We start from the raw sequence: 26,579 nt of genomic DNA on the forward strand, positions 1-26,579 counted from the left end.
CGCGGCGGCCGCGGTTGGTGTGCGGCCGGGAACTTCGGGGTGCCAGCCCCGGTCTGCCTCCACTGAGGAGGGCCGGACGGGATCGACCTGCGGTGTCACAATGCTCCCGGCGACCTCGTCCGCACCCGTGGCGGTGCCGAGCGGCGCCACCGGGGAGGGGACACCATGCGGTTCGAGGCCGATACCGAGATCGCCGCGGACGCCGAGCAGGTCTGGGCGGTGCTGGTCGACGTGCCGAGCTGGCCCCAGTGGACGGACTCGGTGACCCGGGCCGAACGGGGGGAGCCGGGGCCGCTCGCCGTCGGCGCGACCGCCCGACTGACCCAGCCGAAGCTGCGGCCGGCGGTGTGGCGGGTCACCGAGCTGACCGAGCGGCGGGAGTTCGTCTGGGTCTCCGACGCGCCGGGGGTGCGGACCGCGGGGGAGCACCGGCTGCTGCCGCTGCCCGACGGGCGTACCCGCGTCGAGCTGGTCATCAACCAGTCCGGCCCGCTGGCCGGCCTGATCGGCTGGCTGTACGGCGGGCTGTTCCGACGCTACGTGCGGATGGAGGCCGACGGGCTCAGGCGTCGCTGCGAGCGGGGCTGACGGCCGGCTTCTCCAGCACCGCCAACAGGCGCACCGCGGCCCGACCGCGCCGGCCGTACCCTGGCCGTGTCCGGTCCAGGTCGAGGGGGCAACGGTGGCCGAGCTGACGTACCCGGAGGTGGGGTCGACCCGGCACGGGCCGCTGCCCGGCGGGTACCACCACCTGCGCCACCGGTATCCGCTGCCCGACGGCTGCTTCGAGACGGCCGCCGACGCGGTGCTGAGCTGGCGGCTGCACCGCGCCGCCGGCGTCCGGATGCGCACCGACGCGCCGCGGGCCACCGACGGTGTGCTGGTGACCGCCGGCCTCGGCGTCGGCCCGGCCCGCCTCTGGGGGCCGTGCCAGGTGGTCTGGAGCGCGGACTCGCCCACGCTCGCCGGTTTCGGCTACGGCACGCTGCCCGGGCACCCGGAGCGGGGTGAGGAGGCGTTCGAGGTCGCCCGCGACGACACCGGCGCGGTCTGGTTCGAGGTCCGCGCGTTCAGCCTGCCGGACCGCTGGTTCACCCGCGTCGGAGGCCCGGCGGTTCGGGCCGTGCAGCACGCGTACGCCTGGTGGCTCGGCCGCACCCTGCGTCGCCTCTGCGCCGGCCGCTGAACGCCGTCCCGCCGGAGCGACTCAGTAGCGGGCGAACGAGCGGATCGGGGCGCGCGGGCCGTACTTCGGTGCCCGGATACCGGCCGCCTCCAGCAGCAGACACACCCGGCCCCGGTGACCTCGGAACGGCTCCAGCAGCGCCACCATCCGGGCATCGTCGCCCCTCGGTTCGCCGGCGAGCGCCCAGGCCACCGTGTTCGGGATGTGGTAGTCGCCGACGCTGACCGCGTCCGGGTCGCCGTACGCGATCCGGACCACCTCGGCGGCCGTCCACGGCCCGATGCCGGGGATCGCGGTCAGCCGGCGGGTGGCGTCGGTGGCGTCGGTGCTGCGCTCCAGGCGGTCGGCGAGCGCCGCGGCGCGACGGAGTGTGTCGGCCCGGCGCTGCTCCACCCCGAACGGGTGGAACACCCAGTACGGGGTCGCGGCCACCGCGGCGGCCTCGGGCGGCAGGAGCAGCGGCTGTAGCGGGCCGGGAGCCGGCTCCCGGAAGTGCCGCACCGTCGCCGCGTACGCCCGGTATGCCTCCTTGCCGGTGACCTTCTGCTCGAAGACCGCGCGCAGCAGCCGGGGGAAGACCTGCCCGGTGGTGGGCATCCGGAGCCCTCGGTGCTCCCGGGCCAGCCGGGCGACCAGCGGGTGCGCCGCGGCCAGCTCGGTGAAGCCGGTCAGGTCGTCGCGCAGCCCGGCGATCGCGTCGGCGCGGGCGAGGACATGCTCGGCGCCGGGCCCGTACCCCTCCGCGAGCAACTCGCCGCCAGCCGGTCGCAGCGCGAGCGTGGCCGGACCGTCCGGGGTGCGGGTGGCCCACCAGAAGGTGCCGGCCGCCACCCGGGCGCACGGGTCGTACGGGCTGAAGGTGAGCGCGCGGACCGAGGCGGCCAGCCGGTAGCCGACCGGTGGGTGCAGCACCCTGGTCGCGGCGGGTCCGGTCTCGGTCACCCCGCTACTCTGCCAGGTCACGGCGCGGGTTGACGACCGCCGTACCGGTTCCGCGCGGGGTTGAGGAGCTTCGCGAGGCTACGTTCGGCCGACCGTCCCGGTGCCGTTGAACCACCCGAATGGCCAGGATTAATCCCACGAATGGGTGCGAATCGCCCTTATGCCATTTTTGGCGTTGGGGCCAGGTATCGATCATGTGGTTGTTTGATGGCCTGCAGGTAAACACACTGCCCCGGGCCACCTGCGGCGGCCAGCATCCTTCCCACTCGCGGGGAAACGCGGATCCGGCCCGGAGATCGGTGTCCGCCGACAGTCGCCGCGAGGCGGCGCGCGGCCGACGCGGATCGCCATGCGGTGTCAACGGGGGATCTGCGGAAAGGCATGCAGTGATGGCTGCACGAGTGTGTGTCGAATCATCGCGAGTGGGATGTCACCCCACGACTCGTTCGCAGGGCTGACCGGTGCCCGCTGACGAGGCGGCCGTGGTGAGCGGACGGCCCAGCGCATGATCGCCCTGAAGATCTATCGACTCCTGCCGTCGCCGGCACGGCGGCGGCTGCTGGGTCTGCTGCCCGCGCACCGGCGGATGGGCCTGGTGCAGACGCTCTCCCGGCCGCGCGGCGGCGACACTGTGCATCCCCTCGGTGCCCGGGTGGCCGTCACCGACGGTGGCGTTCGCACCCGGGCCGAGGTCGTCGCCGCGGCGACGCCGTTGGCGCAGTGGCACCGCAACCTCACCGCCGTCACCACCGCGCTGCACGCCGCCGGCATCGAATACCACTGCATCCGTAACGACGACCACCTGCGCAGCACCGTCGCGGTCCTCGACGACCAACGGCCGGCGGTTCAGCGTCTGATCCGCTCCGCGCCGGCACTGTCGGGCGCGGACGTCCGGGTGGTGCAGGCCCAGCCCCGTCGGGACCAGCCGGACACCGCGCCGACCGAGGTGATCCAGGTCTGCTTCCCGGTGACCGATGCCCGCGCCGGTGTGGTCCTCGGCGCCCAGTTCGCCTGCGAGATCGAGTTCTGGAGCCGGCACGGGGACATGGTCCGTGCGCCGCGGCGCAACGGGGTCGTCGACGAGGCGCCCGCCCGGGCACAGCCGGTCCGGGTGGCAGCGGCGCTGATGAGCCACTTCGTGCCCGAGGCCGACGACCACACCTACGGCACCCGCCGGGACCTGGCCGTTCGAGCGCCGGACCGGGTCGGCTTCCCGATCGACGCCGTCTACACCTGGGTGGACGGCTCCGACCCGCAGTGGCTGAAGCGGAAGTCGCTGGCGCTCGGTGCCCCCGACGGCCCGCTGCACGCGGTCGCGGCGAACTCCTCGCGCTACCACAACCGCGACGAGCTGCGGTATTCGTTGCGGTCGCTGCACGGCTTCGCGCCCTGGTTGCGGCGGATCTTCCTGATCACCGACAGTCAACTGCCGAGCTGGCTCGACCCGAGCCATCCGATGATCACGGTCATCTCGCACGCCGACCTCTTCGCCGACCTCGGCGGCCGGTCGTCGTACAACTCGCACGCCATCGAGTCCCGGCTGCACCGAATCGACGGACTGGCCGAACACTTCCTCTACCTCAACGACGACGTGTTCCTCGGTCGGCCGCTGCTGCCGAACCACTTCTTCCACGCCAACGGGATCGCGAAGTTCTTCCCCTCGCCGGCCCAGTTCGGCCTGGGGGAGGCGAAGCCGGAGGACCCGCCGGTGAAAGCCGCCGGGAAGAACAACCGTCGGCACATCCAGCGGCAGTTCGGCGTGACCATCACGCAGAAGATGAAGCACACCCCGTTCGCGCTGCGCCGCAGCATCATGCAGCAGATCGAGGGCATGCTGCCGGAGGAGGTGACGGCCACCGCGCGGCACCGGTTCCGGCACCACGGCGACCTGTCCATCCCGTCGTCGCTGCACCAGTACTGGGCGTTCCTGACCGCGCAGGCCGTCCCCGGCGACATCGAGTACGAGTACGCCGACCTGGGCCACCCCTCGACCCCCGCCCGGCTGGCCGAACTGCTGGCCCGTCGGCACCGCGACGTGTTCTGCCTCAACGACACCGACTCCGACCCCCGGTCGTTCGCCGAGCAGGAGCGGATGCTGGCCGACTTCCTGCCGCGCTACCTGCCCTTCCCCGCCCCGTTCGAGCTGCCGGACGACGTGGTGGCGGAGCGGCGGAAAGTGGGCGCGGGGGAGCTGTGGAGGCGCTCGTACCGCCCGGTGCCGGATGCCCGCCGGGGCGCCCCGGTCGACGCGCCCACCATGCCCAACAACATGCTCAACACGGTCACCGACTTCAAGGCCGTCCTGCTCGGGCGCGACGAGTGAGCCCGAGCCGGGCCGGCGTGCCGATGTTCCCCCCGCGTTTTCCGCACCCTTTCCAGTGGAGTCCAGAGTGGTAGACCCCGCCCCGCAGGTCACGATCATCGTTCCGGTCTACAACGTCGCGGACTACCTGCCCGAGACGCTCGAGTCGATCGCGGCGCAGACCGTCTTCGGCCAGTGCCACGTCATCCTGGTCGACGACGGCAGCACCGACGGCTCCGACCAGCTGGCCAAGCAGTTCGCCGCGGAGCACCCGAACGTGACCGCCCTGCAACAGCGCAACAGCGGACCGGGGGCGGCCCGTAACCTGGCGCTCGACCTGGCCGACACCCCGTACGTGGCGTTCGTCGACTCCGACGACCTGTTGCCGCCGCGCGCCATCGAGATGCTGCTCAAGGCGATCGTGACGCACAAGGCGAGCATCGCCATCGGCGACATGGACACCTTCCCGAAGCCGACCGCCTTCCTCTGGAAGAAGCCGTTCGGCAAGGGCGACCGGCTGCTGGAGTCCGTCGTCGACGCACCGGATCTGATCTTCGACGCCGGCCCGTGCCACAAGCTGTACGACCTCGCCCAACTGCGCCAACACGGCCTGCGGTTCCGCGAGGGAGTCCACTTCGAGGACGCATTCCTGGCCATCCCGATGCTGCTCAAGGCCGAGCGCATCGCCCTGGTCGACACGGTGGTCTACCAGTACCGCAAGCGCGCGGTCAGCAGCTCCATCATGGACAACCTCTTCGTCCGGGAGCAGAACTTCTGGGATCACCTGGAGCTGTGCGAGACCCTGGCCGACCTGCGACCCGACCTGGACGTGTTCCGCCGCGAGGTGCTCGAACGGTGGCTCGTCCGCAGCTACCAGGGCTTCGCCATGCGGGCGCACACCCTCTTCGAGGACGCCGACCTGTGGAAGATCTTCGAGAAGTGCACCCGGATCTACCAGGACATCGATCCCGCCTTCATCGCCCGCTGGACGATCGACACCCGGCACCGCGTCCCGTACCTGGCGTTCAAGTTGTACGACTTCGAGTTGTTCGCCCGTCCGTGGCAGCGGCTGCGGGGCGTCGTCGCCTGCGGCGGAGATCTGCACCTCGACTATCCGGTGACGCCGGCGCTGCTCCCGCTGACCAAGGTGACCGCGGTCGGGGTGCGGCTGGAGCAACTGCGAATCACGTCGTCGGGGGAGACGCTCAAGGTCTCCGGGCACCTGGTGGTCAACGGTCTGCCGATGCGTGCGCCGCTGAGCACCCCCATGGGGCTACGGGTGCGGGGCAGCAGCCTCACCGTGCCGGTCACCGCCGACCGTCGGGCCGACCTCAAGGCCGGGGACGACGACAAGGAGTGGTCGGGCTTCTCGGCTGAGCTTCCGATCGGCAAACTGCGCGGCGGCCAGCACTCGCTGCGGCTGGTGTTCATGACCGCGACCGGGCAGGCGTCCCGGCAGTGCCTGATCTCGGCGGCGTACCTGCGCGACGCCACCATGAAGCTGGCCGGCAACACCCGGATCCTGCCCACGTTCAGCGGACGGGAGAACGCGGAGCTGCTGGTCCAGCGGAAGGCCGGGGCGGCCGGGCAGCGCCGGTGGCGACGCCTGATGTTCCGTAAGGATCTGCGGCACGCCGCCTCCCGGGGCCCGTTCTGGAAACAGCGGCTGCTGCGTACGCTCACCGCGCCACTGATGAGCCGGCGTGACGTGTGGCTGGTCGGCGAACGCACCGACACGGCGCAGGACAACTCCTCGCACCTGTTCCGGCACCTGCGGCAGGTGGAGCGTCGGCGCAACGTCTACTACCTGCTGGCGAAGGAGAGCCCGGACCGGCACCGGTTGCAGGGGCTGGGCAACGTCGTCACCCACGGGTCGTTCCGGCACAAGTTCCTGATGTTGCACGCCACCAAGCTGATCAACTCGTACGACATCGACTCCTACATGCTGCCGGCGAGTTGGGAGCGGTCGCCCTTCCTCAAGCACCTGAACTGGCGGATCGCCCCCGCCCGGGTGTTCCTCGACCACGGGGTGATCGAGAAGGACGTCAGCGCCGGCGTGCACCGGGGCCGGGCCTCCTTCGACCTCTTCGTGACCTCGGCCGACCGGGAGGCCGAGTACGTGGCGAAGGACCTCGACTACGGCGACATGGTGGCGAACACGGGCCTGCCCCGCTTCGACGCGTTGACCCCGGACCGGGGCCGACGTCGGATCCTGTTCATGCCGACCTGGCGCACGTACCTCGTCACCCCGTCGTACAACAAGGCGGCCCGACCTCGCGTCGCCTTCGAGGGTTCCGCCTACCAGGTGTTCCTCGCCGAGTTGTTCGGTGACGAGCGGTTGCGGCAGGCGCTGCGGCAGCACGGGTACACCCTCGAACTCCTGCCGCACTACGAGATGCGCTCGCTGCTGGCCGGGCTGGTGCCGACCGACGACTGCTTCGCGATGGCGGACCAGACCAGCCGCACGGTACAGGACGCGCTGCGCCAGTGCGACCTGTTCATCACCGACTACTCCTCCACGGCCTGCGACGTCGCCTACCTCGGCACCCCCCTGATCTACGCGCAGTTCGACGCCGAGGAGTTCTGGACCATCGGCGGCTACAAGAAGGGGTACTTCGAGCACCGCGAGGACGGGTTCGGCCCGGTCTGCGAGACCGCGTCGGAGACGGTGGACGCGATCATCCGGTACCTGGAGAACGGGTGTGTCCGTGAGGAGGAGTACACCCGTCGGGCGACGGACTTCTTCGTCACCCAGGACCGCAACAACTCCCAGCGGGTGGCCACCGCCATCGCGGCGCTGCCGGGCCCGCAGCGGTGAGCGGCCTGACGCCCCCGCCCGGGGAGCCACCCCGGGCGCTGGCCGAACCCACCGGGTTCGTGGAGGTGTACCGCCGGGTGCTCAGCCCGCAGACCCGACGTGCCATCGCGACGAAGGTGAGTCCCCGGGCCCGGCACCAGCTGAAGCAGTGGGTCGCCCGGGCCGCGCGGGACGGTCACCTCTCCGAACGCCGGGGCGAACGGCTGGCCCGCCGCCAGCCGGAGCTGCTGGCCGGCGCGGACCGGGTGGTGGTCACCGCCGACCGGGGACCCCGGGTGGCCCGGATCGGGGCGACGGTCACCCCCCTGATGGCACGACTGGACAATCTCGCCGCGGTGACGGCGGCGCTCGACGAGGCCGGCGTACCCCACTTCCGGGTACGCGGCGAAACCCACCGCTCGTCGGTGGTCGCCGTCGACGCCGAGCACCGCGCGCGGTCGTACGCCGCACTCGCCGCCGCCTGCGGTCGGGTTCCCGGCTACGTCGGCGTGCCGGACGGCACCGGGCAGCCGGCCGCCGGCTTCGAACCGAAGACCTGGGACCGGCTGGCCGACGCCCCGGTGTTGCGGCTGACCTGGTACTGGACGGACCCTCAGCGGCGGCTGGTGCTGGGGCAGGCGTACGGGTGCGACGTCGAGTTCTGGACCCGGGAGGGTGACACCCTCGTCGCGCCGCGGCCCAACGCCGTCGCCGAACAGGTGACGGTGGCGGCGCCGCTGGTCCGCGTACCCGAGTCGCGGTTCACCGGCCTGGCGCCCGCCGCCGCGCCCGCGACCGCCTGGACCCGTCCGGAGTTCGCCGCGCCGCGCCCCGACGACGTGCCGTTCCCGGTCGACGTGGTCTACACCTGGGTCGACGGCGCCGATCCGGCCTGGCTACGCCGACGGGCCGAGGTGGCCGGGGTGCCGTACCACGCGGAGGCGGCGAGCGCGGCTCGCTTCCTCAGCCGTGACGAGCTGCGCTACTCGCTCCGGTCGCTGCACCTGTTCGCGCCCTGGGTGCGCCACGTCTACGTGGTGACCGACGACCAGGTGCCGGCCTGGCTGGACCCGTCCGCCGACGGGCTGCGGGTGGTCAGCCATCGGGAGATCTTCACCGACCCGACGGTGCTGCCGACGTACAACTCGCACGCCATCGAGAGTCAACTGCACCACATCGACGGTCTCTCCGAGCACTTCCTGTACTTCAACGACGACGTCTTCCTCGGCACCGAGGTGCTGCCCCAGGACTTCTTCCTGGCCAACGGCATCTCCCGGTTCTTCCCCTCGCCGGCGCTGGTGCCGCCGGGCCCACCCGCCGCCGGGGACATCCCGTCGTCGGCGGCCGGGAAAAACAACCGGGCGTTGATCGCGGAGCGGTTCGGCACCGTGCTGACCCAGAAGATGAAGCACATGCCGCACGCGCTGCGGCGAAGCGTGCTCCAGGAGATCGAGCAGACCTTCCCGCAGCAGTACCAGCGGACCGCGGCCAGCCAGTTCCGCAGCATGGATGACCTGTCGGTCGCCTCGTCGCTGCACCACTACTACGCGTTCCACACCGGGCGTGCGGCGCCGGGGAACCTGCGGTACACCATCGCCGAGCTGTCCCACCCGGACACACCCGCCCGGTTGGCGCACCTGCTCGCCCGTCGGGATCGGCAGGTGTTCTGCCTGAACGACGCGTTCTCCGTCGAGGAGGACCTCGACGCGCAGCTGGCGCTGCTCATCCCGTTCCTGGAGACGTACTTCCCGGTGCCGAGCCCGTGGGAACGGGCCTGACCCACCCCGCACACGACGGTGGCCGGTCGCGCCCTCCCCGGCGACAACCGACCACCGTGCCCGTGTGCGATCGGACTCAGTACGAGTAGCCCGAACCGCCAGCGTCGTTCGAGCCGCTGTCCGCCGGCGGTGCGACCGCCTTCGGCGTGCCCTTGGGCAGGCAGCTCAGGTTCTTCTTGCCGTCCGGCTGGACCACGAACCAGGTGCCACCGACAGCCTGGCCCTTCCACTGGCCGGGCTTCTTGTCGCCGATGTAGCGGTAGACCGGCCAGCCGCCGACGGTGAGCTGACGGGTGCCGTCCTGCCGGGTCACGCTGCCGACCTTGTCGTCGGAGACGCCGGTGAGCTCCGGGTTGCCGTCGGTCAGCGCCGGGGGCCACACCTCGGCGCACTTGTCGACGCAGTTCGACGACGGCGGGTCGGCGGTGTCCTTGTCGAAGCGGTACAGGATCCAGCCGTCCTGGTCGGTGACCACCTTGCCCATCCGGGCGACACTCTTACCGATCAACTTCTCGGTCAGGTCGACGTCCGCGGGCGGGGCGTCGGCGGCCGGCGCCTCCGCGGACGCCGAGACCTCAGGTTCAACCGTCGCGGTGGGCTCGGCCGCGGCGACGGCGACCGGCTCGGCCGCGCTCGAGTTCGCCCCGTCGTAACCCGCGGGAGCGCAGGCCGTTAGTGCGACCATCGCGCTCGCGACGATGACGGTCCGCTTCATCTGTGCCACGTGCCCTCCTCATTCTTGACAGTTCACCCATAGGTACGGCGGGCGGGCTGTCAAGGTTGAAGTAGTAACAGTGGTCAATTTCACGTAAACCGATTGAACCGTTTCCGGCCGCGCTGCGTACGCCCCCGCGAGGGGCGCCTCCCGCAACGACAGATCGGCGCCGGTCATTGTGAAATGACCGGCGCCGATGCGGCAGGCGAACTTACAGAGGCACGGTGACCAGCGGACTCGCCACACCGTTGGCATCCACCGACTGCACCTGGAGCTGCTTGATGTCCGCCGGCAGAGCCGACGTCGAAGCACTCAGCTCCAGACCCTGCGGTCGGGTGTTGGTGCCATAGCCACTCTCCGGCACCGACCAGGTCGAGATGACCTCGGTGGTGGCGTTCTTGCGCACCACCACCAGTCGGCAGATGCGCGGGCCGGGCAGCTTCCGCAGGCTGAAATTGATCCGGGTGCCGTAGTCCTTGGTCACCAGGAACATGGTGGTCTGCACACCGGTGGTCGGGTCGGTCGCCTCGACCTGGTCGCCCTCCTCCTCGGTGCCGCCCACACCCGGACCACTCGGCGCGGCCGTCGGCCCGCTCGTCGGCGGGTCGTTCGGTGCGCTCGGCGTCGACTCGGCGAGCACCCCCGGCGGCTGCCCGTTACCGGCCACGCTGGAGAAGCCGTACCCGGTCAAACCGCCGAAGACCACCACCGCGGCGGCCGTCGCGAGCATCTGACGAAACCGGGTACGCCGCCGGTCAGCCCGGACCGCGCCGAGCGTCCGGTCCAGCAGGGCCGGATCGGTCGCCGTCTGCTCCAGCGCCATCATCGTCTCGCCGTCGATGTCGGAGAGCAGCCCCACCACCGGCACCATCGTCTCCAACTCGGCCGCGCAGGCCCAGCAGGTGGCGAGATGCTCCTCGAACCGCTCAGTGTCCTGCTCGTCGAGCACACCGAGCGCGTACGCCGCGACGTCCATGTGGTCCGGCCGGCTCATTCTGTCACCCCCCGCTCCTGCAGAGCCGTGCGCAGCGCGCGCAGCGCGTAGTAGACCCTCGACTTGGCGGTGCCGAGGGGCAGCCCCAACTCCTCGGCCGCCTCCGGCACCGTCCGCCCCCGGAAGTACGTCGAGATCAGGATCTCCCGGTGCGACTGACTGAGCGTACGCAGCGCGTCCGCCACCGTCATGGTGCGCAGCACCCGGTCGGTGCTGTCCGCCTCGGCGAACGCGGTCAGGTCCCGGTCGTACGTCTCCGGCGGCCGGGCCTCCTGGCTGCGGTGCTCGTCGATGGCGATGCGGCGGGCCACCGTCACCAACCACGGCCGCAGCGAACCCTGCCCCTGGGTGCCCAGGCGGTGCGCGTTACGCCAGGCCCGCAGCAGCGTCTCCTGGACGATGTCCTCCGCGCGCTGCCGGTCCCCCCCGGTGAGGCGCATGACGAACATCAGCAACGGGCCGGCGTGCTCGGCATAGAGCTGACGGATCAACTGGTCGGAGTGGCTGGCCTCGGTTGACGTCGCCTGATGGCGCCCGGGCGCCGGTCGCGGCGTCACCGGACCATTCTGGCGAGACGTCGCCCGCGCGTCGACCCCCCGGGCAGACGAGGTTGACCGTGACGAAGGTCGCGCCGACAACCAGTCAGCGCGGACCGCGTCGCCATGCCAACCGGCCGCCACCGCGTGCATGCAGACCTCCGGGATGTCCGTGACCAACGCCGGCCCACGAGGTGGGCCGCCCGGTGGTACGCAGCACCGACCCCAACGGATCAACAAACGGCGAAAAAACTTCCGCGCCGCCGTCGAGTGGACGGTCAGCGGCGGACCGAGAACAGCCCCGGCGGTGGCGGATCGGAGCCGGTCGCATCGGCGTCCCGCACCACCTGCGCGCCACCGGCGAAGCGGTCCAACTCGTCGCCGGCCACCACCCGGCCCGGGAACCAGTCGCCGGCAGCGCGTCTGGTCAGCTCCGGCACCGGCGGTGTGGACCGACCGGCCACCAGCACCAGATTCCCGTACCGGCGCCCGCGCAACACCGCCGCGTCCCCGACCAGACACGCCTGCGGCAGCACCGAACGGACCGTGGCGACCTGCCCACGGGCGTGCCGCAACGGCGGGCCGTCGGCCAGGTTCGCCAGATACCAACCGGCCGGACGGAGCACCCGGGCCACCTCGGCCGCGTACTCCACCGACGTCAGGTGGGCCGGGGTACGCGCACCGGCGAACACGTCGGCGACCACCACGTCGTAGCTGGCCTCCCGGGTGGACGCCAGCACCGCCCGGGCGTCCTCCACCCGGACCCGCAACCGGGCGTCGGACGGCCACGGCAACGTTCGACGGACCAACTCCACCAGCGCACCGTCCACCTCGGACACCCGCTGGGTGGACCCGGGTCGGGTGGCGGAGACGTACCGGGGCAGGGTCAGGGCGCCGCCACCCAGATGCAGCACCCGCAGCGGCTCACCGGCCGGTGCGATCAGATCCACGGCGGCGGCCAGCCGCCGCACGTACTCGAACTCCAGGTGGGTGGGGTCGGTCAGGTCGACGTGCGACTGCGGCGCGCCGTCGAGCAGCAGCGTCCAGGAACCGGCCCGGTCCGGATCCGGGACGAGCTCCGCCAGCCCGGTGTCCACCTGCTCGACCACCCGGTCACCCGCCCGTTTACGCCCCACCGGGACCAGTATCCGCGTTCACCGGGCGGCGCGGGCCGCTGCGGTCAACGCGCGGTGCAGCAGCCGGGAATCGCCGAGCAGGGCACGCAGTCGGCGCTCCAGGCCGGCGATCGGGATCAGGTTCTGCGGGGCCCGCGGATCCTTGTACGGGGTGGACGCGAAGCGCGGCAGCGTCACCAGCGACAGGTCGGCCAACTCGATCGCCGCCTCGACGGGCAGGTCGGCGGAGCACTCCACCCGGACGACGCCCGCCCACGGCGCGCCGATCGCCACCGGCAGCCGCAAATACCACGACCAACCACCCCAGGCGGTGCCGAGCCGGAACACCGGGGACCGCTCACCCGACGCCATGCCGGTCACCACCGCGGTCAGCCGGGCATCAAGGTACTGACTGTGCTGCGTCTTGATGTAGCCCAGGGTGCGCGGCAACTGCCGGCGACTGCGCAACGGACCGTCCACCACCAACAGGTCACCGTCGACCCGGGCGGCGTCGGACACCGCCACCTCCAACGCGGTCAGCGGACCCTGCACGGCGGCCGGCAGCTTCGCCAACTCACCGGTGCCACCCACCCGGTGCACCGGGTAACGGATCGCGCCCGCCACCACATCCTGCGCCGACGGGCTCGCCGTGAACAGGCCCCGACCAACCCGGGTGCCCGCCAACTGCGCCGCACCCCGGCCCAGGTCACACCTGACCACCCCGGCCGCGTACGAGGCGGCCAACCCGGGGAACGACCCACCGTCGGTCTCGGCCGTCCAGATGCTCGCGTCGATGCGGCGAACCCCATCGACCAGCAACACCACGTCCGGGGCCCGCACCCCGGGGCGTACCCCGATCGCCCGCCAGTCCACGGCGGGCACCTCCACGTCCGCGTCGACCTGGGCGCTGCTCGGCGTGGCCGGCCCGGCGGCGGACGCCTCGAACGACGCCCCGTACGCCGGATCCCACGAATCCACGAAGAACGCGGCGTCACTCACCGAGCTGGCCCTTCGTTCGCGACTGCGGGGCTCCGCTGCGCTGCGCTCCTCGCGCTCACCGGCCGGTCCGCTCCACGCGCGCGGACCGGGCATCCTTGCGCACCTCGAACCGGACCGGGATCCGCTCGGCCAACGCCGGCACGTGGGTGACCACGCCGACCATCCGATCGCCCCGGGCCGCCAGGTTCTCCAGGGTCGCCGCCACCGTGTCCAGGGTGGCGGCGTCGAGCGTGCCGAAACCCTCGTCCAGGACGATCGACTCCAGGCTCGCCGCCGTGGTGGACATCCCGGCCAACTGCTCGGAGAGCGCCAACGCCAGCGCCAGCGACGCCTGGAACGTCTCACCGCCGGAGAGGGTGCGCACACCCCGACGCAGCCCCGCGTCGTGGTGGTCGACCACCACGAACTCGCCCTTGTCGTGCACCAGCTCGTACTGCCCGGAGGACAGCTCCCGCAGGATCCCCGACGCGCCGTCAACCAGCAGGTCCAACGCCTCGGCCAGCAACCACCGCTCGAAGTTGTTGGCCCGCAGGTGCCCGGCGAGCGCGCGCGCCACCTGCGCCTCCCGCTCATGCCCCGCCCGCTGCTCGCGCAACGTCCCGGCCTGCTCGCGACGCTCGTGCAGCCGCCGCCGGTCGGCGTCGGCCCGCTCCACCGCCACTGTCGCCGCGTGCACCGGGTCGTCCCCGACCGGCACCTCGGCGGCGGCGAAGATGCCCGCCAGCGCCCGTTGCACCCCGTCGGCCACCGACTCCGCCTCCGCCACGGCGGCGGCCCGACCGGCCCGCTCGGCGCGGCGGCGGTCCGCCTCGGTGGTCGCCCACCCGGTCAGCGCCGCCCACGCGGCCGCCACGTCGTCCCGGTCGGTCGCCGGCGGGCCGAACCGGGCCAACCCGTCACGGGCGGTGTCGAAGGCCCGCCACGCCGCCCGCAGCCGCTCCTCGGCGGCGTCCACCCCGGCCCGGGCCTGCCGAGCGGTCTCGCGGCCGGCCCGCACCGCCGTCGCCGCCTCCTCCAACGCGCGCCGCAACCGGGCGTGCTCGGCCAACTCCCGGCGCAGCACGGCCGGCTCGGCCGCACCGGAGAGCTGCCCGTCCAACTCCGACAACCGGGCCTCCACCTGCTCCTGCCGGGCCCGCGCCTGCACCAGCAGCCGTTCCAGCTCACGCGCCGCCGTGTCCCGCTGCTGCACGGTCGCCTGCGCGGCCTTCGTCGCGGCCCGCGCGGCCTTGCCCGCCGCCGTCGCGGCCGCCACCGCCGAATCGGCCGGCACCGCCGGCACCTCGGCCACCGGCTGCTCGCACACCGGGCACGGCGCGCCGGCGTGCAGGTGCACCCGCAGGCTCACCGCCAGGTCGGTGGCCTTCGCCTCCTCGTGCGCCCGGAAGGCCGCCTCCAACTCGGCGTCGGCCCGCTCGGCGACCACCCGTGCGGCGGCCAGGGCCGCCACCGCCGCGGCGTGCTCGTCGTTCGCCACGCGCACCGCCGCCCGGACCGTGTCGGCCTCGCCGGACAGCCGGTCCCGATCGTCGTACGCCCGCAGTTGCAGTCGCAGCGCGCTCTCGTCACCAGCGGCGGCCAGCTCGCCGCGCAGCTTCTCCTCCCGCTCCTCGGCCAGCGACACCCCGGTCGCCGCCGCCTCGGCCTCGGCCCGCGCCGCGGCGACCGCGCGAGCGACCTCGGTCACCCCGGCCGGCGCGCGCACCCCGGTCAGCACTGTCAGCTCGCCGTCCAGTGCCGTCAGCGCCGCCGCGGCCTCCCGCGCCGTGGCCCGGGCCGCCGCCAGCTCCGGCACCGCGTCGGCCACCGCGGCCGCCAACTCGGCCATTCGGTCGACCCGGGCGTCGGCCTCGGCCAGCGCCTCGTCGTCCACGCCGGTCAACCCGGCGAGCACCTGGTCGACCGCCTCCAGCCGGGCCTCCGCCTGCGCGGCGCGCGCCGTCGCCTTCTTCTGCACGTCCTCGTAGACGCCGAGACCCAGCAGGTTGACCAGGATCTGTTGCCGCGTCGCCGGCTTGGCGTGCAGGAAGTCGGCGAACTGCCCCTGTGGCAGCACCACACAGCTGGTGAACTGCTCGTACGGCAGCCCGACCGCCTCCAGCACCGCCTGCTCCATCTCGGCGGGGGTGCCGGCCACCACCTCGCCGAGGTCGTCCGGGCTCAAACCGGTGTCCAGTTTGGTCACGTCGAAGCCGGCCGGCATCAGCTGCAACCCGGCGTTCGCGGTCTTCACGTTGCCCCGGCCGTCCCGCCGGACCACCCGGGTCGCCACGTACCGGGCGCCGCCGGACTCGAAGACCAACCGCACCCGCGCCTCGGTCGCCGACGGCGCGAGCGCGTTCGCCAACCCTCGGGCGCCACCCCAGCGGGGCACCATGCCGTAGAGGGCGAAGCAGATCGCGTCCAACACCGTCGACTTGCCCGAACCGGTTGGGCCGATCAGCGCGAAGAAGTCGGCGTCGGTGAAGTCGACGGTGGTCTCGTCCCGAAAGACGGTGAACCCGGCCATGTCCAACCGCATCGGACGCATCAGTGCTCGACCTCCTCGAAAAGCTCGTCGAAGAGCTCCCGGACACCCTCGTCGGCGTGACCCCGGCTGTCCAGGTAGTCGGCGAACAACTCCCGGGGCGAACGCCCCGACCGCTGGGCGATGCGCGCGCCACTGCCCGGCGCGGCCAACAGCTCCGGGTCGATCCGGATCTCCAGGGCCCGGGGGAGCAGCTCCTGGACCTCCTCGCGCAGGCCGGCGCGGGGTTGCTCCCGCACGTACACCCGCAGCCACGCGTCCGGTGCCTCGATCTCGGCGAGCTGGGCCAGGGTGCCCCGCACCGTGCGCAGCGCGCTCGCCGCCGTCACCGGCACCTCCCGCACCCGGGCGGCGGTGCTGGCCGTCACCTCGACCATCGTCACCGAGGGGACGTTCTCCTGCTCACCGAAATCCACCGCGAGTGGGCTGCCGCTGTATCGCACCGGGCAGGGGCCGGCGACCCGCTGCGCCCGGTGCAGGTGACCCAGCGCCACGTAGTGCGCGGTGGCCGGGAAGACGGTGGCCGGAACGGCGTAGCCCAACACGGTGTGCGCGTCGCGCTCGCCGCCACCGGTGGCCGCGCCGGTCACCGTCAGATGCGCGGTGACCAGGTGCACCCGGTCCGGTTCGGTGAAACCCTCGGTCAGTCGCCCCAGCACCCGACCCAGGTGGTCGGCGTAGGTCTGGTTGGTCTCCGCGGCGGTCAGCTCGTACATCTCCAACGCGCGCACCGCGTACCGCTGGGACAGGAACGGCAACGCGGCCAGCCGCCACCGCTCGCCACCGGCGGTGGTGCCGTCGATGACGTGCTCGTCCGGGTTTTCCCGCACCCCACCGCGCAGCGTGATGCCAGCGGCATCGGCCCACGGGCGCAGCGCGTCCAGCGCCGGACCGTTGTCGTGGTTGCCGCCGATCGCCACCACGTCCGCGCCGGTGCGCCGCAGCGCCGTCAACGCCCGGGTGACCAGGCGGGTCGCCTCGGAGCTGGGCGCGGCGGTGTCGTAGAGGTCACCGGCGACGATCACCAGATCCGGCTGCTCGGCACGGGCGATCTCGATCACCCCGGCCAGCACGGCCTTGTGCTCGTCGGCCCGGGACTGCCCCTTGAGCACCTTTCCCACGTGCCAGTCGGAGGTGTGCAGGATCTTCATGGCTGTGCTGGCCTTCCGTTCGCGACTGCGGGGCTCGCAAGCTCACTCCTCGCGCTCACCTGTGCCGGCCCTCCCTAGAACGGGATGTCGTCGTCGGTGCTGCCGCCGCCGGAGCCCACCACGGCGAACGGGTCGGCGGACTGGGTGATCGAGCGCAGCGTCTCCGAGGGTGCCCGGCCCGCCTCGGAGACCCGGGTGGCCCAGGCCGGGAACGGGAACTCCAGGCAGAGCGGCACCGGGATGTCCGGCTGGTTGACGAACATGGTGCCCGGCTTGGCCAGCAACGCCCGCTGGCGCTGCGCGGGCGGGAGGAAGCCGTACTCCGGGCGGGACGCCTCGGCCGGGTCGAGCCGGCCGACCACCCGGATCGCCGAGTTGGTGACGATCCGCCGTTCCACCTCGCTCGCCGTCTGCTGCGCGCCGATCAGGATCACCCCGAGCGAGCGGCCCCGCTCGGCGATGTCCAGCAGGACCTCCTTGATCGGCGAGGAACCCTCCCGGGGGGCGTACTTGTTGAGCTCGTCGAGGACGACGAAGAGCAGCGGCTTGGCGGTGCCCGACTTCTCCTTGCGCTCGAACTCGCTCTTCAGCGTCACACCCACCACGAAGCGCTGCGCGCGGTCCGGCAGGTTGTGCAGGTCGACCACCGTGACCTGCGCCGACTCGCTCGTGTTGATCGAGTGGGGGCGGCGGGTGGCGAGGTCACCGCGGATCAGCCGGGCCAGGTCCTTCTTACTGCCGATCAACCGCCGGGCGAACGCGTTGACGGTGCCCAGCCCCACCGCGCTGCCCGCCCAGTCGGAGCGGGTCTCGTCGTCGTTGAGCTGATCGACGATGTGGTCGACCAGATCACCGTAGGAGCCGAGCCGGACCCCGTCGATGCTCACCCCGCCGTCGGCGGGCTGGGCGTAGCGGGCCAGGTGCGCGGCCACCGAGTGGACCACCATCGTGTACTGCTGGCGCTCGTCGTCGGCGTCGGCGAAGACGTACGGCAGCAGCCGGTCGGTGCAGAACTCGCTCAGCGTCCAGTAGAACGCATCCACCCCGGTGAGCCGGCTGCTCACATCCGGCGTGCCGGCCGCGTCCCCGACCCGGGGTGGGGCGTACACCCGCACGTCGGGGAAGGCGCCGGCGCTCAACCCGAGCTTCGCGTACGCCGCGCGGGTGGGCTCGTCGAGGCGGGTGTTGGGGTGGTCCAGGAAGAGTAGATCCTCACCCTTGACGTTGAAGATGAGCGCCTTGGCGTTGACCGCGTCGCCGCCCAGCACCCCGGAGCGGAACACCGAGTAGAGCAGGAAGGTGGCGAAGCTGGTCTTGGTGGCCACCCCGGAGATGCCGGAGATGGAGACGTGCGCGCCCCGGCTGCCGTCGAGGAAGTCGGCGTTGAGGTAGACCGGGACCCCGTCTCGACCCATCCCCATCGGGATGCGTCGCTCCATCCGGTCGAAGTGCAGCGCGCGGGCCCGGGCGTCACCCTCGGCCCGGTGCACCACCGCGCCCGGGGTCGGCGGCACGTACAGCTCGGGATCGACCCGGGTGGTGGTGATCTCGGCCGCCTCCTGCACCTGCGCGGGCAGCGTGCCGTCGGCGATGGCGAACACGTCGGAGTCGAACTGGGCGCCCTCGTGCCGAGCGCGGACCTGGGTGACCACCCCGGCGATCGTCACCGGCTCCCGGTTCGGCAGCTCCCGTCGGGTGACCACCACGTCGTCGAGCTGGAGGTAACTGCCGGGCGCCACGGCCGTCCAGAACTGCAACGGGGTGGCGTCGGCGGTGCCCAGCACCCGCCCGACCGCCTCGCCCGGGCTGTCGAGGTCGGCGTCGGTCATCGGGCGAATCGGGTCGGTCGGGCATCACGGTCGGCGCGCATGCCCTGCATCCTGCCCGAGGAGTACGACAGGTCGCCACGCGACGCGGCGGACGACACCATGCGCCGTCACACTCACGACGGTGGGTGTGTGACCGGGCGACGGCGGGTTACGGACGGGCGTGGCGGAGCAGGAGGACACCGTCCTCGGCGGCGAGCACATGCCGCAGTGGCAGGTGCCGGGGCGGTGCGGCGTCGCCGGCGGTGATCCGGCCCGGGCCGGGCCCGGCCAGCAGCGGCGAGACGGTGAGGCACAGTTCGTCCACCAGGTCGGCGGCGGTGAGCGCGCCGAACAGGTGGGGGCCGCCCTCGCAGAGCAGTTGGGTGAGCCCGCGTCGGTGCAGCTCGGCGAGGCCGGCGGCCAGGTCGACCCGCTCGCCGCCGCAGCGCAGTACGTCGGCGACGTCGGTGAGCCCGGGCGGCGGATCGGCGTGGGCGTGGGTGAGCACCACCGGGCGGGTCGGCGCGTCGGCGAAGGCCGCCTGCGCCGGATCCAGGTCGAGTGAGTGGGAGACGACCACCAGCGTCGGGTACTCGGACAGTCCGTTGGCGCGGCGCCAGGCGCGGCGGCGCTCGTCGAGGCGGACGGCCCGGTACCCCTCGTGGCGCAGTGTGCCGGCGGCCACCACCAGGGCGTCGCAGACCATCCGCAGCAGGCCGAACACCCGCTTGTCCGGCTCGCCGGAGAGCCCGGCGGAGTAGCCGTCCACGGTGACCGCGCCGTCCAGGCTGGCCACGAAGTTCACCCGCAGCCGGGGCTCGTCGGCGCGGCCGTAGAGGGCGGTCAGGGCGTCGTCGTCGAGTGGCTGCGTCGACGGCTCCGGCCAGAGCCGCCGGATCGGAATTCCGACGGTCATTCGCTGGCCGGACCGGTGACCGGAGGGGTCGGTTCGGCGGTACGGTGCTGGCAGTCGCACCAGTTCCGGCCCGGGCAGTCGTCGTGTCGCCGGGCCCGGCACGCTCGGCAGATCATGCTCGCAGCCTAAGCCGCGGGAGGACAGGACAGCATGCCGCGTCAGATCTTCCAGCTGAAGATGTCCCTCGCCGGGACCCGCCCGCCGGTGTGGCGCCGGGTGCTCGTGCCGGCCGGCTACACGCTGGACCGGCTGCACCGGGTGGTGCAGCACGCGATGGGTTGGCGGGACTGCCACCTGCACTCGTTCGAGATCGACGCGGTGCAGTACGGCGAGCCCGACCCGGACGGGGAGTTGGCGCTGCACGACGAGCTGGACGTCCGGCTGGACGCGGTGCTCGGCAAGGGCAGCCGGTTCTCCTACACGTACGACTTCGGTGACTGGTGGGAGCACGACCTGGTCGTGGAGGACGCGCTGACCGTCGACCCCGACGAGCGGTACCCGGTCTGCCGGGCCGGCGAGCGGGCCTGCCCGCCGGAGGGTATCGGCGGGCCGTTGGGTTACCAGGCGCTCCTGGAAGCCCTGGACCAGACCGCCGCGGCCGACTTCCTCAGCCCTCGCCAGGCGATGCTGCGCGACTGGGCGGGTCCCACCTTCGACCCGTCCCGCTTCGACCCCGCCCGCGCAACCACCCTCCTCCGCCGCTTCTGCTGACCCGCCCCGCCCCGCCCCGCCCGGCCCCCCGGGTCCGTCTTGTTGATCAAGAAGTTTGCGTCAGCAGGGCTCCGTTTCCTGACCGAAACCTCTTGATCACCCGGGTGCGATTGGGGTGGGTGGGGCGGGAGTGATCAGCGGTAACGATCTGGGAACGCTCCCAACGTCCTATTGACACCCCCGTTACCTGTCGGCAATCTCATGGGAGCGCTCCCGGAGGTGGCATGGGTCACTCACGCATCCCCGGCCTGGCGCGATGAGCACCCCCCACCACAACCACCCAGCCTCACCACCGGAAAGAGGGGTCAGCGAATGAGTGTCACCACGCGGCGTACCCGCCTGGCGGCCGCTGCCCTGGCCGCGATCACCGCAATCGGCGGTCTCGCGGCCTGCGGCAACGACGACGACAAGCCGGCGGCCGGCGAGAAGCCGGCCAAGCTGGTCGTCGACACCTTCGGCGAGATGGGCTACGACGAGCTCGTCAAGCAGTACGAGAAGGACACTGGCATCAAGGTCGAGCTGCGCAAGACCGCACAGCTCGGTGAGTACCGGCCGAAGCTGGTCCGCTACCTGGCCACCGGCAAGGGCGCGGCGGACGTCACGGCCCTGGAAGAGGGCATCCTCAACGAGTTCAAGCCCAACGCGCGCAACTGGGCCGACCTCACCCCGCTGGTCGCCGACCACTCCAAGGAATACCTGCCCTGGAAGTGGGAGCTGGGCAAGGCGCCGGACGGCCGGCTGATCGGCCTGCCGACTGACGTCGGCAGCCTCGCCGTCTGCTACCGCAAGGACCTGTTCCAGGCGGCCGGCCTGCCCGCCGAGCGCGACCAGGTGTCGGCGCTCTGGCCGGACTGGAAGGGCTTCCACGACGCCGGTCTGAAGTACAAGCAGGGCAGCGGCGGCAAGGCGTTCATCGACTCGATCACCGCCGTCTCCAACGGTGTGCTCTTCCAGGGCAACGGTGACCTGTTCTATGACAAGGAAGACAACATCATCGCGGACACCAGCCCCGCGGTGAAGAACGCCTGGGACACCGCCACCTCGATGGCGGACATCTCCGCCAAGGCGTCCACCTGGTCGCCGGAGTGGTCGGGTGGCTTCAAGCAGGGCACCTTCGCGGCCACCTTCTGCCCGTCCTGGATGCTCGGCATCGTGTCGGACAACTCCGGTCCGGCCAACAAGGGCAAGTGGGATGTGGCGTCCGTGCCGGGCGGCGGCGGTAACTGGGGCGGCTCGTGGCTCGCGGTTCCGGCGCAGAGCAAGTACCCGAAGGAGGCGGCGAAGCTCGCCGAGTACCTGACCAACGCCAAGAGCCAGGTGGAGGCATTCAAGCTCAAGGGCCCGCTGCCCACCAACCTGGAGGCGCTGAAGAACGAGGCGTTCCTCGGCTACACCAACGAGTACTTCAGCAACGCGCCGACCGGCAAGATCTTCGGGGAGAGCGTCGCCAAGATCCAGCCGATCCACCTGGGTCCGAAGCACCAGGCGGTGAAGGAGAACGCGCTCGAGCCGGCCCTGCGGGCGTTCGAGAACGGGCAGGCCGACAAGGCGAAGGCCTGGGAGCAGTTCACAAAGGATGCAAAGACTCAGGGTGCCTTCTGAGTGATCCCCTGCCGGTGGCGTTCGGGACTTCCCGGACGCCACCGGCCGGTCCCCTCCGCGTAGCGCCCTGCGCGAGGGCCCCCGGGCCTCGCCGGAAAAGGAAATTCGCATGAGCCTGTCGGCCACGACGGCACGGCCGTCGCCAGCAGCACCGCCTTCCCCCGACGATTCTTCCCGACGTCGACGGGGACGGTTACTCAACCGCCTCGATGTCAAGTACTCGCCGTACCTCTACATCGCCCCGTTCTTCCTGATCTTCGGCGCATTCGGGCTGTACCCGATGCTGCGTACCGCCTGGATGTCGCTGCACGACTGGGACATGATCGGCGACCACACGTTCATCGGCTTCGACAACTACACCCGGCTGATGTCCGACGAGTACTTCTGGAACGCGCTGGTCAACACGTTCGGCATCTTCGCCCTGTCGACCATCCCGCAGTTGTTGCTCGCACTCTTCCTGGCGAACCTGCTCAACCGGACCCTCCTGCGCGCCAAGACCTTCTTCCGGATGGCCATCTTCATGCCGAACGTGGTGTCGGTGGCCGCGGTCGCGATCGTCTTCGGGATGTTGTTCCAGCGGGAGTTCGGCCTGTTCAACTGGCTGCTCAGCTTCGTCGGTGTCGACGCGGTCGACTGGGACGGGCACTCGTGGAGTTCCTGGATGGCCATCTCCTCGATGGTCAACTGGCGGTGGACCGGGTACAACACCCTGATCCTGCTCGCCGGCATGCAGGCGATCCCGAAGGACCTCTACGAGGCCGCGGAGATCGACGGCGCCGGCCCGTGGCGACAGTTCTGGCAGATCACCCTGCCCATGCTCAAGCCCACCTTCATCTTCGTGGTCATCCTGTCCACGATCGGCGGCATGCAGCTCTTCACCGAGCCCCTGCTCTTCGGCAACGGCAACATCATCGGCGGCAACCAGCGGGAGTTCCAGACGCTGGCCATGTACATGTACGAGATGGGCATCGTGAACCTGAACACCGCCGGCTACGGAGCCGCGGTCGCCTGGGCGATCTTCATGATCATCGTCGTGGTGTCGTTGTTCAACTTCCTACTCGTCCGCCGCTCGGCGAAGTGAGGAGAGCCCGATGATCTCGGCTTCCCGGCGCCTGTGGCGCACAAGTCCGTTGACGTACATGGCACTCGTCCTGGCGGCGCTGCTGTCGATCTACCCGTTCTACTACATGCTCGTGATCGGCAGTCGCAGCCTGGACAACATCAACGACGTGCCGCCGCCGCTGACCCCCGGTGGCGCATTCGGTGACAACTTCGGGCGGGTGCTCGACAACGACGCCGCCAACTTCCTCACCGGCATGATGAACTCGATCATCGTCTCCTCGGTGGTCACCGTCTCGGTGGTGCTCACCGGTTCACTGGCCGGGTTCGCCTTCGCCAAGCTGAAGTTCCGGGGCAGCAACGCCCTCCTGCTGGCGATCATCATCACCATGATGATCCCGACCCAGATGGGGCTCATCCCGCTCTGGGGCATGATGCAGGACCTCGGGTGGTACGACACCCTCTACGCGGTCACGGTGCCGTTCCTGGTCAGCGCCTTCGGCGTGTTCATGATGCGGCAGTACGCCAGTCAGGCGATCTCCGACGAGCTGATCGAGGCCGGGCGCGTCGACGGCGCGAGCACGTTCCGGATCTACTGGAGCATCGTGCTGCCCGCGCTGCGCCCCGCCGCCGGCGTCCTCGGTCTGCTGACCTTCATGGAGACCTGGAACTCGTTCCTCTGGCCGTACGCCATCCTCACCCCGGAGAACCCGACCCTCCAGGTCTCGCTCTCCTTCCTCTCGTACGCCTACTACACCGACTACTCCCAGGTGTTCGCCGCCACGGCGATCGGCACCATCCCCCTGGTCATCGTTTTTCTCGTGTTCGGCCGCCAGATCATCGGCGGGATCATGGAAGGTGCCGTCAAGTCGTGAGCAACCCCGCCAGCCCACCCGCCGTCGACGTCCTCGACGAGCGCCCCGGGCTGACCTTTCCACCCGGATTTCTCTGGGGGGCCGCGACGGCGGCGTACCAGATCGAGGGGGCGGCGGCCGTGGACGGCCGCGCCCCGTCGATCTGGGACACCTTCAGCCACACCGAGGGTCGGGTCGTCGCCGGGCACACCGGGGACGTGGCGTGCGACCACTACCACCGCCTCGGCGACGACGTCGCGCTGATGGCCGAGCTGGGCCTGAAGTCGTACCGTTTCTCGGTCTCCTGGTCCCGGGTGCAGCCCGCCGGCACCGGCGCGGCCAACCCGCGTGGCCTGGATTTCTACCGGCGACTGGTCGACGAGCTGCTGGCCAACGGCATCGAGCCGTGGCTCACCCTCTACCACTGGGATCTGCCGCAGCCACTGGAAGACGCCGGCGGCTGGCCGGCCCGGGACACCGCGTCCCGCTTCGCCGACTACACGACCCTGGTGGCGGACGCGCTCGGTGACCGGGTGCGCTACTGGACCACGCTGAACGAGCCGTGGTGCTCCGCGTTCCTCGGCTACGGCTCCGGCGTGCACGCCCCCGGCCGCACCAACGGAGCGGACGCGGTGCGCGCCGGCCACCATCTGATGCTCGGTCACGGCCTGGCCGTGCAGGCGCTGCGGGTCGCCCGGCCGGCCGCCGAGGTGGGCGTGACCGTCAACCTCTACCCGGTCGACCCGGCCACCGACACCCCCGCCGACCGGGACGCCGCCCGGCGGATCGACGGGTTGGCCAACCGGTTCTTCCTGGACCCGCTGCTGCGCGGGTCGTACCCGGAGGACCTGGTGGCCGACCTCAGCACGGTGACCGACTTCGACCACGTGCGCGACGGCGACCTGGCGACCATCGCCACGCCGCTGGACCTGGTCGGGGTCAACTACTACAGCCGGCACGTGGTCGCCGCGCCGGTCGAGGGCGTCGAGGCCGACCCGGCCCCCTCGTGCTGGCCGGGCAGCGAGGACGTCCGGTTCGTCACCCGTGGAGTCCCGGTCACCGACATGGGCTGGGAGATCGACGCCCCGGGCCTGGCCGAGACGCTGCGTCGGGTGCACGGTTACACCGAGCTGCCCCTGTACGTCACCGAGAACGGTTCCGCGTTCGTCGACTCGGTGGTCGACGGGCAGGTCGACGACGTCGACCGGCTGGCCTACTTCGACGCCCACCTGCGCGCCGCCCACGAGGCGATCGACGCCGGAGTGCCTCTGCGGGGATACTTTGCCTGGTCGTTGATGGATAATTTCGAATGGGCCTGGGGCTACACCAAGCGGTTCGGCATGATCCACGTCGACTATGACAGCCAGGTCCGCACCCCCAAGTCCAGCGCCAAGTGGTACGCCTCGGTGATCCGGCGCAACGGTCTGGCCGCACAATAGGCTCGGGCCAGCCATCAGGACGGCCCCGGCGTCCACCTCTCGCAGGTGGCGCCGGGTCCGTCCGCCGTCGGAGGAGCAGACGATGACAACGCAGCGCACCCGGTCGCTCGGGCGCCCGACCCTCGACGCGGTCGCGGCGCGTGCCGGCGTCGGTCGGGGCACCGTCTCCCGCGTGGTCAACGGCTCACCCCAGGTCAGCCCGGAGGCCCGGGCCGCGGTCCAACAGGCCATCGCGGAGCTGGGGTACGTGCCGAACCGGGCCGCCCGTGCGCTCGTCACCCAGCGGACCGACTCCGTCGCGCTGGTGGTGTCCGAATCCGGCGAACGGGTGTTCACCGAGCCGTTCTTCGCCGCCATCGTGCGGGGGATCAGCTCCGGGCTGCTGGAGACGCCGATGCAGCTCTGGCTGGCCATGGCCCAGTCGCCGGTGGAGCGGGAGCGGGTCGAGCACCACCTCACCAACCAGCACGTCGACGGCGTACTGCTGCTGTCGTTGCACGACTCCGACCCGCTGCCGACGCTGCTGGAGGAGCGCGGCCTGCCCGCCGTGCTGGGCGGTCGGCCCGCCCGCATGCTGCAACCCGGCGCCCAACCGGCCTGGTTTGTCGACGTGGACAACGTTGGCGGGGCCCGGCAGGCGGTGGAGTACCTGGCGCGGCAGGGGCGGCGACGCATCGCCACCATCGCCGGTACCCAGGACATGGGCGTCGGCCTGGCCCGGTTGACCGGCTACACCGAGGCGGTCAAGGCCACCGGGGCCGGCGTCAACCCCGACCTGATCGCGTACGGCGACTTCAGCGAGGGCAGCGGCGAGGCCGCCATGCGTCGCCTGCTGGACGCCTGCCCGGACCTGGACGCGGTCTTCGTCGCCTCCGACCTCATGGCGTTCGGTGCGCTGCGTACGCTGCGCGAGGCCGGCCGGCGCGTGCCGCAGGACGTCGCGGTGATCGGCTTCGACGACGCGACGATCGCCCTGCGGGCGGAGCCGCCGCTGACCACGGTCTTCCAGCCGGTGGAGGAGATGGGCCGGCAGATGGCCCGTCTGTTGGTGGCCCGGATCCGTGGCGAGGAGCTACCCGCCTCCCACATCCTCCTGGACACCCAACTCGTCCACCGAGCCTCCGCCTAACCCCCTCCCACCCCGCCTC

At 71.5% G+C, this 26,579-nt stretch carries 21 protein-coding genes; 11 read left to right on the forward strand and 10 right to left on the reverse strand.

What is annotated here, in order from left to right; translation table 11 throughout:
• The first annotated feature begins 165 nt into the window (after window positions 1-165).
• A complete protein-coding gene (locus tag AC5L30_RS16555) occupies window positions 166-588 on the forward strand; it encodes an SRPBCC family protein (RefSeq protein ID WP_494868223.1) in 423 nt (140 codons plus the stop codon).
• Window positions 589-682: 94 nt separating this feature from the next.
• Window positions 683-1,186 carry a DUF1990 domain-containing protein gene (locus AC5L30_RS16560; RefSeq protein WP_494868224.1) on the forward strand — a complete coding sequence of 168 codons (504 nt, stop codon included), beginning with the start codon at window positions 683-685 and terminating at the stop codon, window positions 1,184-1,186.
• A gap of 21 nt (window positions 1,187-1,207) precedes the next feature.
• Here the strand turns inward: AC5L30_RS16560 and AC5L30_RS16565 are convergent, their stop codons facing one another.
• Window positions 1,208-2,128 (reverse strand): DNA-3-methyladenine glycosylase family protein, encoded by a 921-nt coding sequence (locus AC5L30_RS16565; RefSeq protein WP_494868226.1) that lies wholly within the window; start codon window positions 2,126-2,128, stop codon window positions 1,208-1,210.
• Window positions 2,129-2,633: 505 nt separating this feature from the next.
• On the opposite strand from AC5L30_RS16565, the gene AC5L30_RS16570 reads away from it, so the two are divergent.
• The 3 genes from AC5L30_RS16570 (at window position 2,634) to AC5L30_RS16580 (ending at window position 9,005) form a co-directional block, all read left to right on the forward strand.
• Window positions 2,634-4,451, forward strand: coding sequence for a stealth family protein (locus tag AC5L30_RS16570; protein ID WP_494868227.1), 1,818 nt, complete (start codon window positions 2,634-2,636; stop codon window positions 4,449-4,451).
• A gap of 67 nt (window positions 4,452-4,518) precedes the next feature.
• Complete coding sequence (locus AC5L30_RS16575; protein ID WP_494868228.1) at window positions 4,519-7,248, forward strand: bifunctional glycosyltransferase/CDP-glycerol:glycerophosphate glycerophosphotransferase; 2,730 nt, start codon at window positions 4,519-4,521, stop codon at window positions 7,246-7,248.
• Complete coding sequence (locus AC5L30_RS16580; RefSeq protein WP_494868229.1) at window positions 7,245-9,005, forward strand: stealth family protein; 1,761 nt, start codon at window positions 7,245-7,247, stop codon at window positions 9,003-9,005. Before AC5L30_RS16575 ends, AC5L30_RS16580 begins: the two co-directional genes overlap by 4 nt.
• A gap of 76 nt (window positions 9,006-9,081) precedes the next feature.
• On the opposite strand, the gene AC5L30_RS16585 is transcribed toward AC5L30_RS16580, so the two are convergent.
• From AC5L30_RS16585 to AC5L30_RS16625, 9 genes are all read right to left on the reverse strand, one after another.
• The gene (locus AC5L30_RS16585) at window positions 9,082-9,729 is read right to left on the reverse strand and encodes a hypothetical protein (RefSeq protein WP_494868230.1); all 648 of its coding nucleotides are present in this window, start codon (window positions 9,727-9,729) and stop codon (window positions 9,082-9,084) included.
• 202 nt (window positions 9,730-9,931) lie between these two features.
• Complete coding sequence (locus AC5L30_RS16590; protein ID WP_494868232.1) at window positions 9,932-10,714, reverse strand: anti-sigma factor family protein; 783 nt, start codon at window positions 10,712-10,714, stop codon at window positions 9,932-9,934.
• Window positions 10,711-11,403 (reverse strand): sigma-70 family RNA polymerase sigma factor, encoded by a 693-nt coding sequence (locus tag AC5L30_RS16595; RefSeq protein ID WP_030336181.1) that lies wholly within the window; start codon window positions 11,401-11,403, stop codon window positions 10,711-10,713. The genes AC5L30_RS16590 and AC5L30_RS16595 overlap by 4 nt, the downstream gene beginning before the upstream one ends.
• A 125-nt stretch (window positions 11,404-11,528) precedes the next feature.
• The gene (locus AC5L30_RS16600; RefSeq protein ID WP_494868234.1) at window positions 11,529-12,386 is read right to left on the reverse strand and encodes a spermidine synthase; all 858 of its coding nucleotides are present in this window, start codon (window positions 12,384-12,386) and stop codon (window positions 11,529-11,531) included.
• Between the two features lie 18 nt (window positions 12,387-12,404).
• On the reverse strand, window positions 12,405-13,364 hold the full coding sequence (locus tag AC5L30_RS16605; protein WP_494868235.1) for a hypothetical protein: 960 nt from the start codon (window positions 13,362-13,364) through the stop codon (window positions 12,405-12,407).
• Between the two features lie 55 nt (window positions 13,365-13,419).
• Entirely contained in the window at window positions 13,420-15,894 is a 2,475-nt protein-coding gene (locus tag AC5L30_RS16610; RefSeq protein ID WP_494868236.1) for an AAA family ATPase, read from the reverse strand.
• Entirely contained in the window at window positions 15,894-17,042 is a 1,149-nt protein-coding gene (locus tag AC5L30_RS16615) for an exonuclease SbcCD subunit D (RefSeq protein WP_494868237.1), read from the reverse strand. Before AC5L30_RS16615 ends, AC5L30_RS16610 begins: the two co-directional genes overlap by 1 nt.
• 74 nt (window positions 17,043-17,116) lie before the next feature.
• On the reverse strand, window positions 17,117-18,871 hold the full coding sequence (locus tag AC5L30_RS16620; RefSeq protein ID WP_494868239.1) for an ATP-binding protein: 1,755 nt from the start codon (window positions 18,869-18,871) through the stop codon (window positions 17,117-17,119).
• Between the two features lie 148 nt (window positions 18,872-19,019).
• Window positions 19,020-19,766 (reverse strand): pyrimidine reductase family protein, encoded by a 747-nt coding sequence (locus tag AC5L30_RS16625; protein WP_494868240.1) that lies wholly within the window; start codon window positions 19,764-19,766, stop codon window positions 19,020-19,022.
• Between the two features lie 150 nt (window positions 19,767-19,916).
• Here AC5L30_RS16625 and AC5L30_RS16630 point away from each other — a divergent pair, with 150 nt between their 5' ends.
• From AC5L30_RS16630 to AC5L30_RS16655, 6 genes are all read left to right on the forward strand, one after another.
• Window positions 19,917-20,477, forward strand: a complete 561-nt coding sequence (locus tag AC5L30_RS16630) for a plasmid pRiA4b ORF-3 family protein (RefSeq protein WP_494868241.1) — start codon at window positions 19,917-19,919, stop codon at window positions 20,475-20,477.
• A 312-nt stretch (window positions 20,478-20,789) separates the two neighbouring features.
• Window positions 20,790-22,079, forward strand: coding sequence for an ABC transporter substrate-binding protein (locus AC5L30_RS16635; RefSeq protein ID WP_494868242.1), 1,290 nt, complete (start codon window positions 20,790-20,792; stop codon window positions 22,077-22,079).
• Between the two features lie 109 nt (window positions 22,080-22,188).
• On the forward strand, window positions 22,189-23,160 hold the full coding sequence (locus AC5L30_RS16640; RefSeq protein WP_494868243.1) for a carbohydrate ABC transporter permease: 972 nt from the start codon (window positions 22,189-22,191) through the stop codon (window positions 23,158-23,160).
• 10 nt (window positions 23,161-23,170) lie between these two features.
• A complete protein-coding gene (locus AC5L30_RS16645; protein ID WP_494868244.1) occupies window positions 23,171-24,013 on the forward strand; it encodes a carbohydrate ABC transporter permease in 843 nt (280 codons plus the stop codon).
• Window positions 24,010-25,431, forward strand: coding sequence for a GH1 family beta-glucosidase (locus AC5L30_RS16650; protein WP_494868245.1), 1,422 nt, complete (start codon window positions 24,010-24,012; stop codon window positions 25,429-25,431). Before AC5L30_RS16645 ends, AC5L30_RS16650 begins: the two co-directional genes overlap by 4 nt.
• Before the next feature lie 82 nt (window positions 25,432-25,513).
• Window positions 25,514-26,560 carry a LacI family DNA-binding transcriptional regulator gene (locus tag AC5L30_RS16655; protein ID WP_494868247.1) on the forward strand — a complete coding sequence of 349 codons (1,047 nt, stop codon included), beginning with the start codon at window positions 25,514-25,516 and terminating at the stop codon, window positions 26,558-26,560.
• The last annotated feature ends 19 nt before the right edge of the window (window positions 26,561-26,579 follow it).

The organism is Micromonospora sp. BQ32 (assembly GCF_059358895.1).

What these genes read in the sequence shown, in the direction of transcription:
- AC5L30_RS16615 (WP_494868237.1), bottom strand. Translation starts at nt 17,042, where the DNA reads ATGAAGATCCTGCACACCTCCGACTGGCACGTGGGAAAGGTGCTCAAG.
- AC5L30_RS16635 (WP_494868242.1), top strand. Translation starts at nt 20,790, where the DNA reads ATGAGTGTCACCACGCGGCGTACCCGCCTGGCGGCCGCTGCCCTGGCC.
- AC5L30_RS16555 (WP_494868223.1), top strand. Translation starts at nt 166, where the DNA reads ATGCGGTTCGAGGCCGATACCGAGATCGCCGCGGACGCCGAGCAGGTC.
- AC5L30_RS16610 (WP_494868236.1), bottom strand. Translation starts at nt 15,894, where the DNA reads ATGCGTCCGATGCGGTTGGACATGGCCGGGTTCACCGTCTTTCGGGAC.
- AC5L30_RS16595 (WP_030336181.1), bottom strand. Translation starts at nt 11,403, where the DNA reads ATGCACGCGGTGGCGGCCGGTTGGCATGGCGACGCGGTCCGCGCTGAC.
- AC5L30_RS16630 (WP_494868241.1), top strand. Translation starts at nt 19,917, where the DNA reads ATGCCGCGTCAGATCTTCCAGCTGAAGATGTCCCTCGCCGGGACCCGC.
- AC5L30_RS16590 (WP_494868232.1), bottom strand. Translation starts at nt 10,714, where the DNA reads ATGAGCCGGCCGGACCACATGGACGTCGCGGCGTACGCGCTCGGTGTG.
- AC5L30_RS16640 (WP_494868243.1), top strand. Translation starts at nt 22,189, where the DNA reads ATGAGCCTGTCGGCCACGACGGCACGGCCGTCGCCAGCAGCACCGCCT.
- AC5L30_RS16625 (WP_494868240.1), bottom strand. Translation starts at nt 19,766, where the DNA reads ATGACCGTCGGAATTCCGATCCGGCGGCTCTGGCCGGAGCCGTCGACG.
- AC5L30_RS16645 (WP_494868244.1), top strand. Translation starts at nt 23,171, where the DNA reads ATGATCTCGGCTTCCCGGCGCCTGTGGCGCACAAGTCCGTTGACGTAC.
- AC5L30_RS16620 (WP_494868239.1), bottom strand. Translation starts at nt 18,871, where the DNA reads ATGACCGACGCCGACCTCGACAGCCCGGGCGAGGCGGTCGGGCGGGTG.
- AC5L30_RS16570 (WP_494868227.1), top strand. Translation starts at nt 2,634, where the DNA reads ATGATCGCCCTGAAGATCTATCGACTCCTGCCGTCGCCGGCACGGCGG.
- AC5L30_RS16655 (WP_494868247.1), top strand. Translation starts at nt 25,514, where the DNA reads ATGACAACGCAGCGCACCCGGTCGCTCGGGCGCCCGACCCTCGACGCG.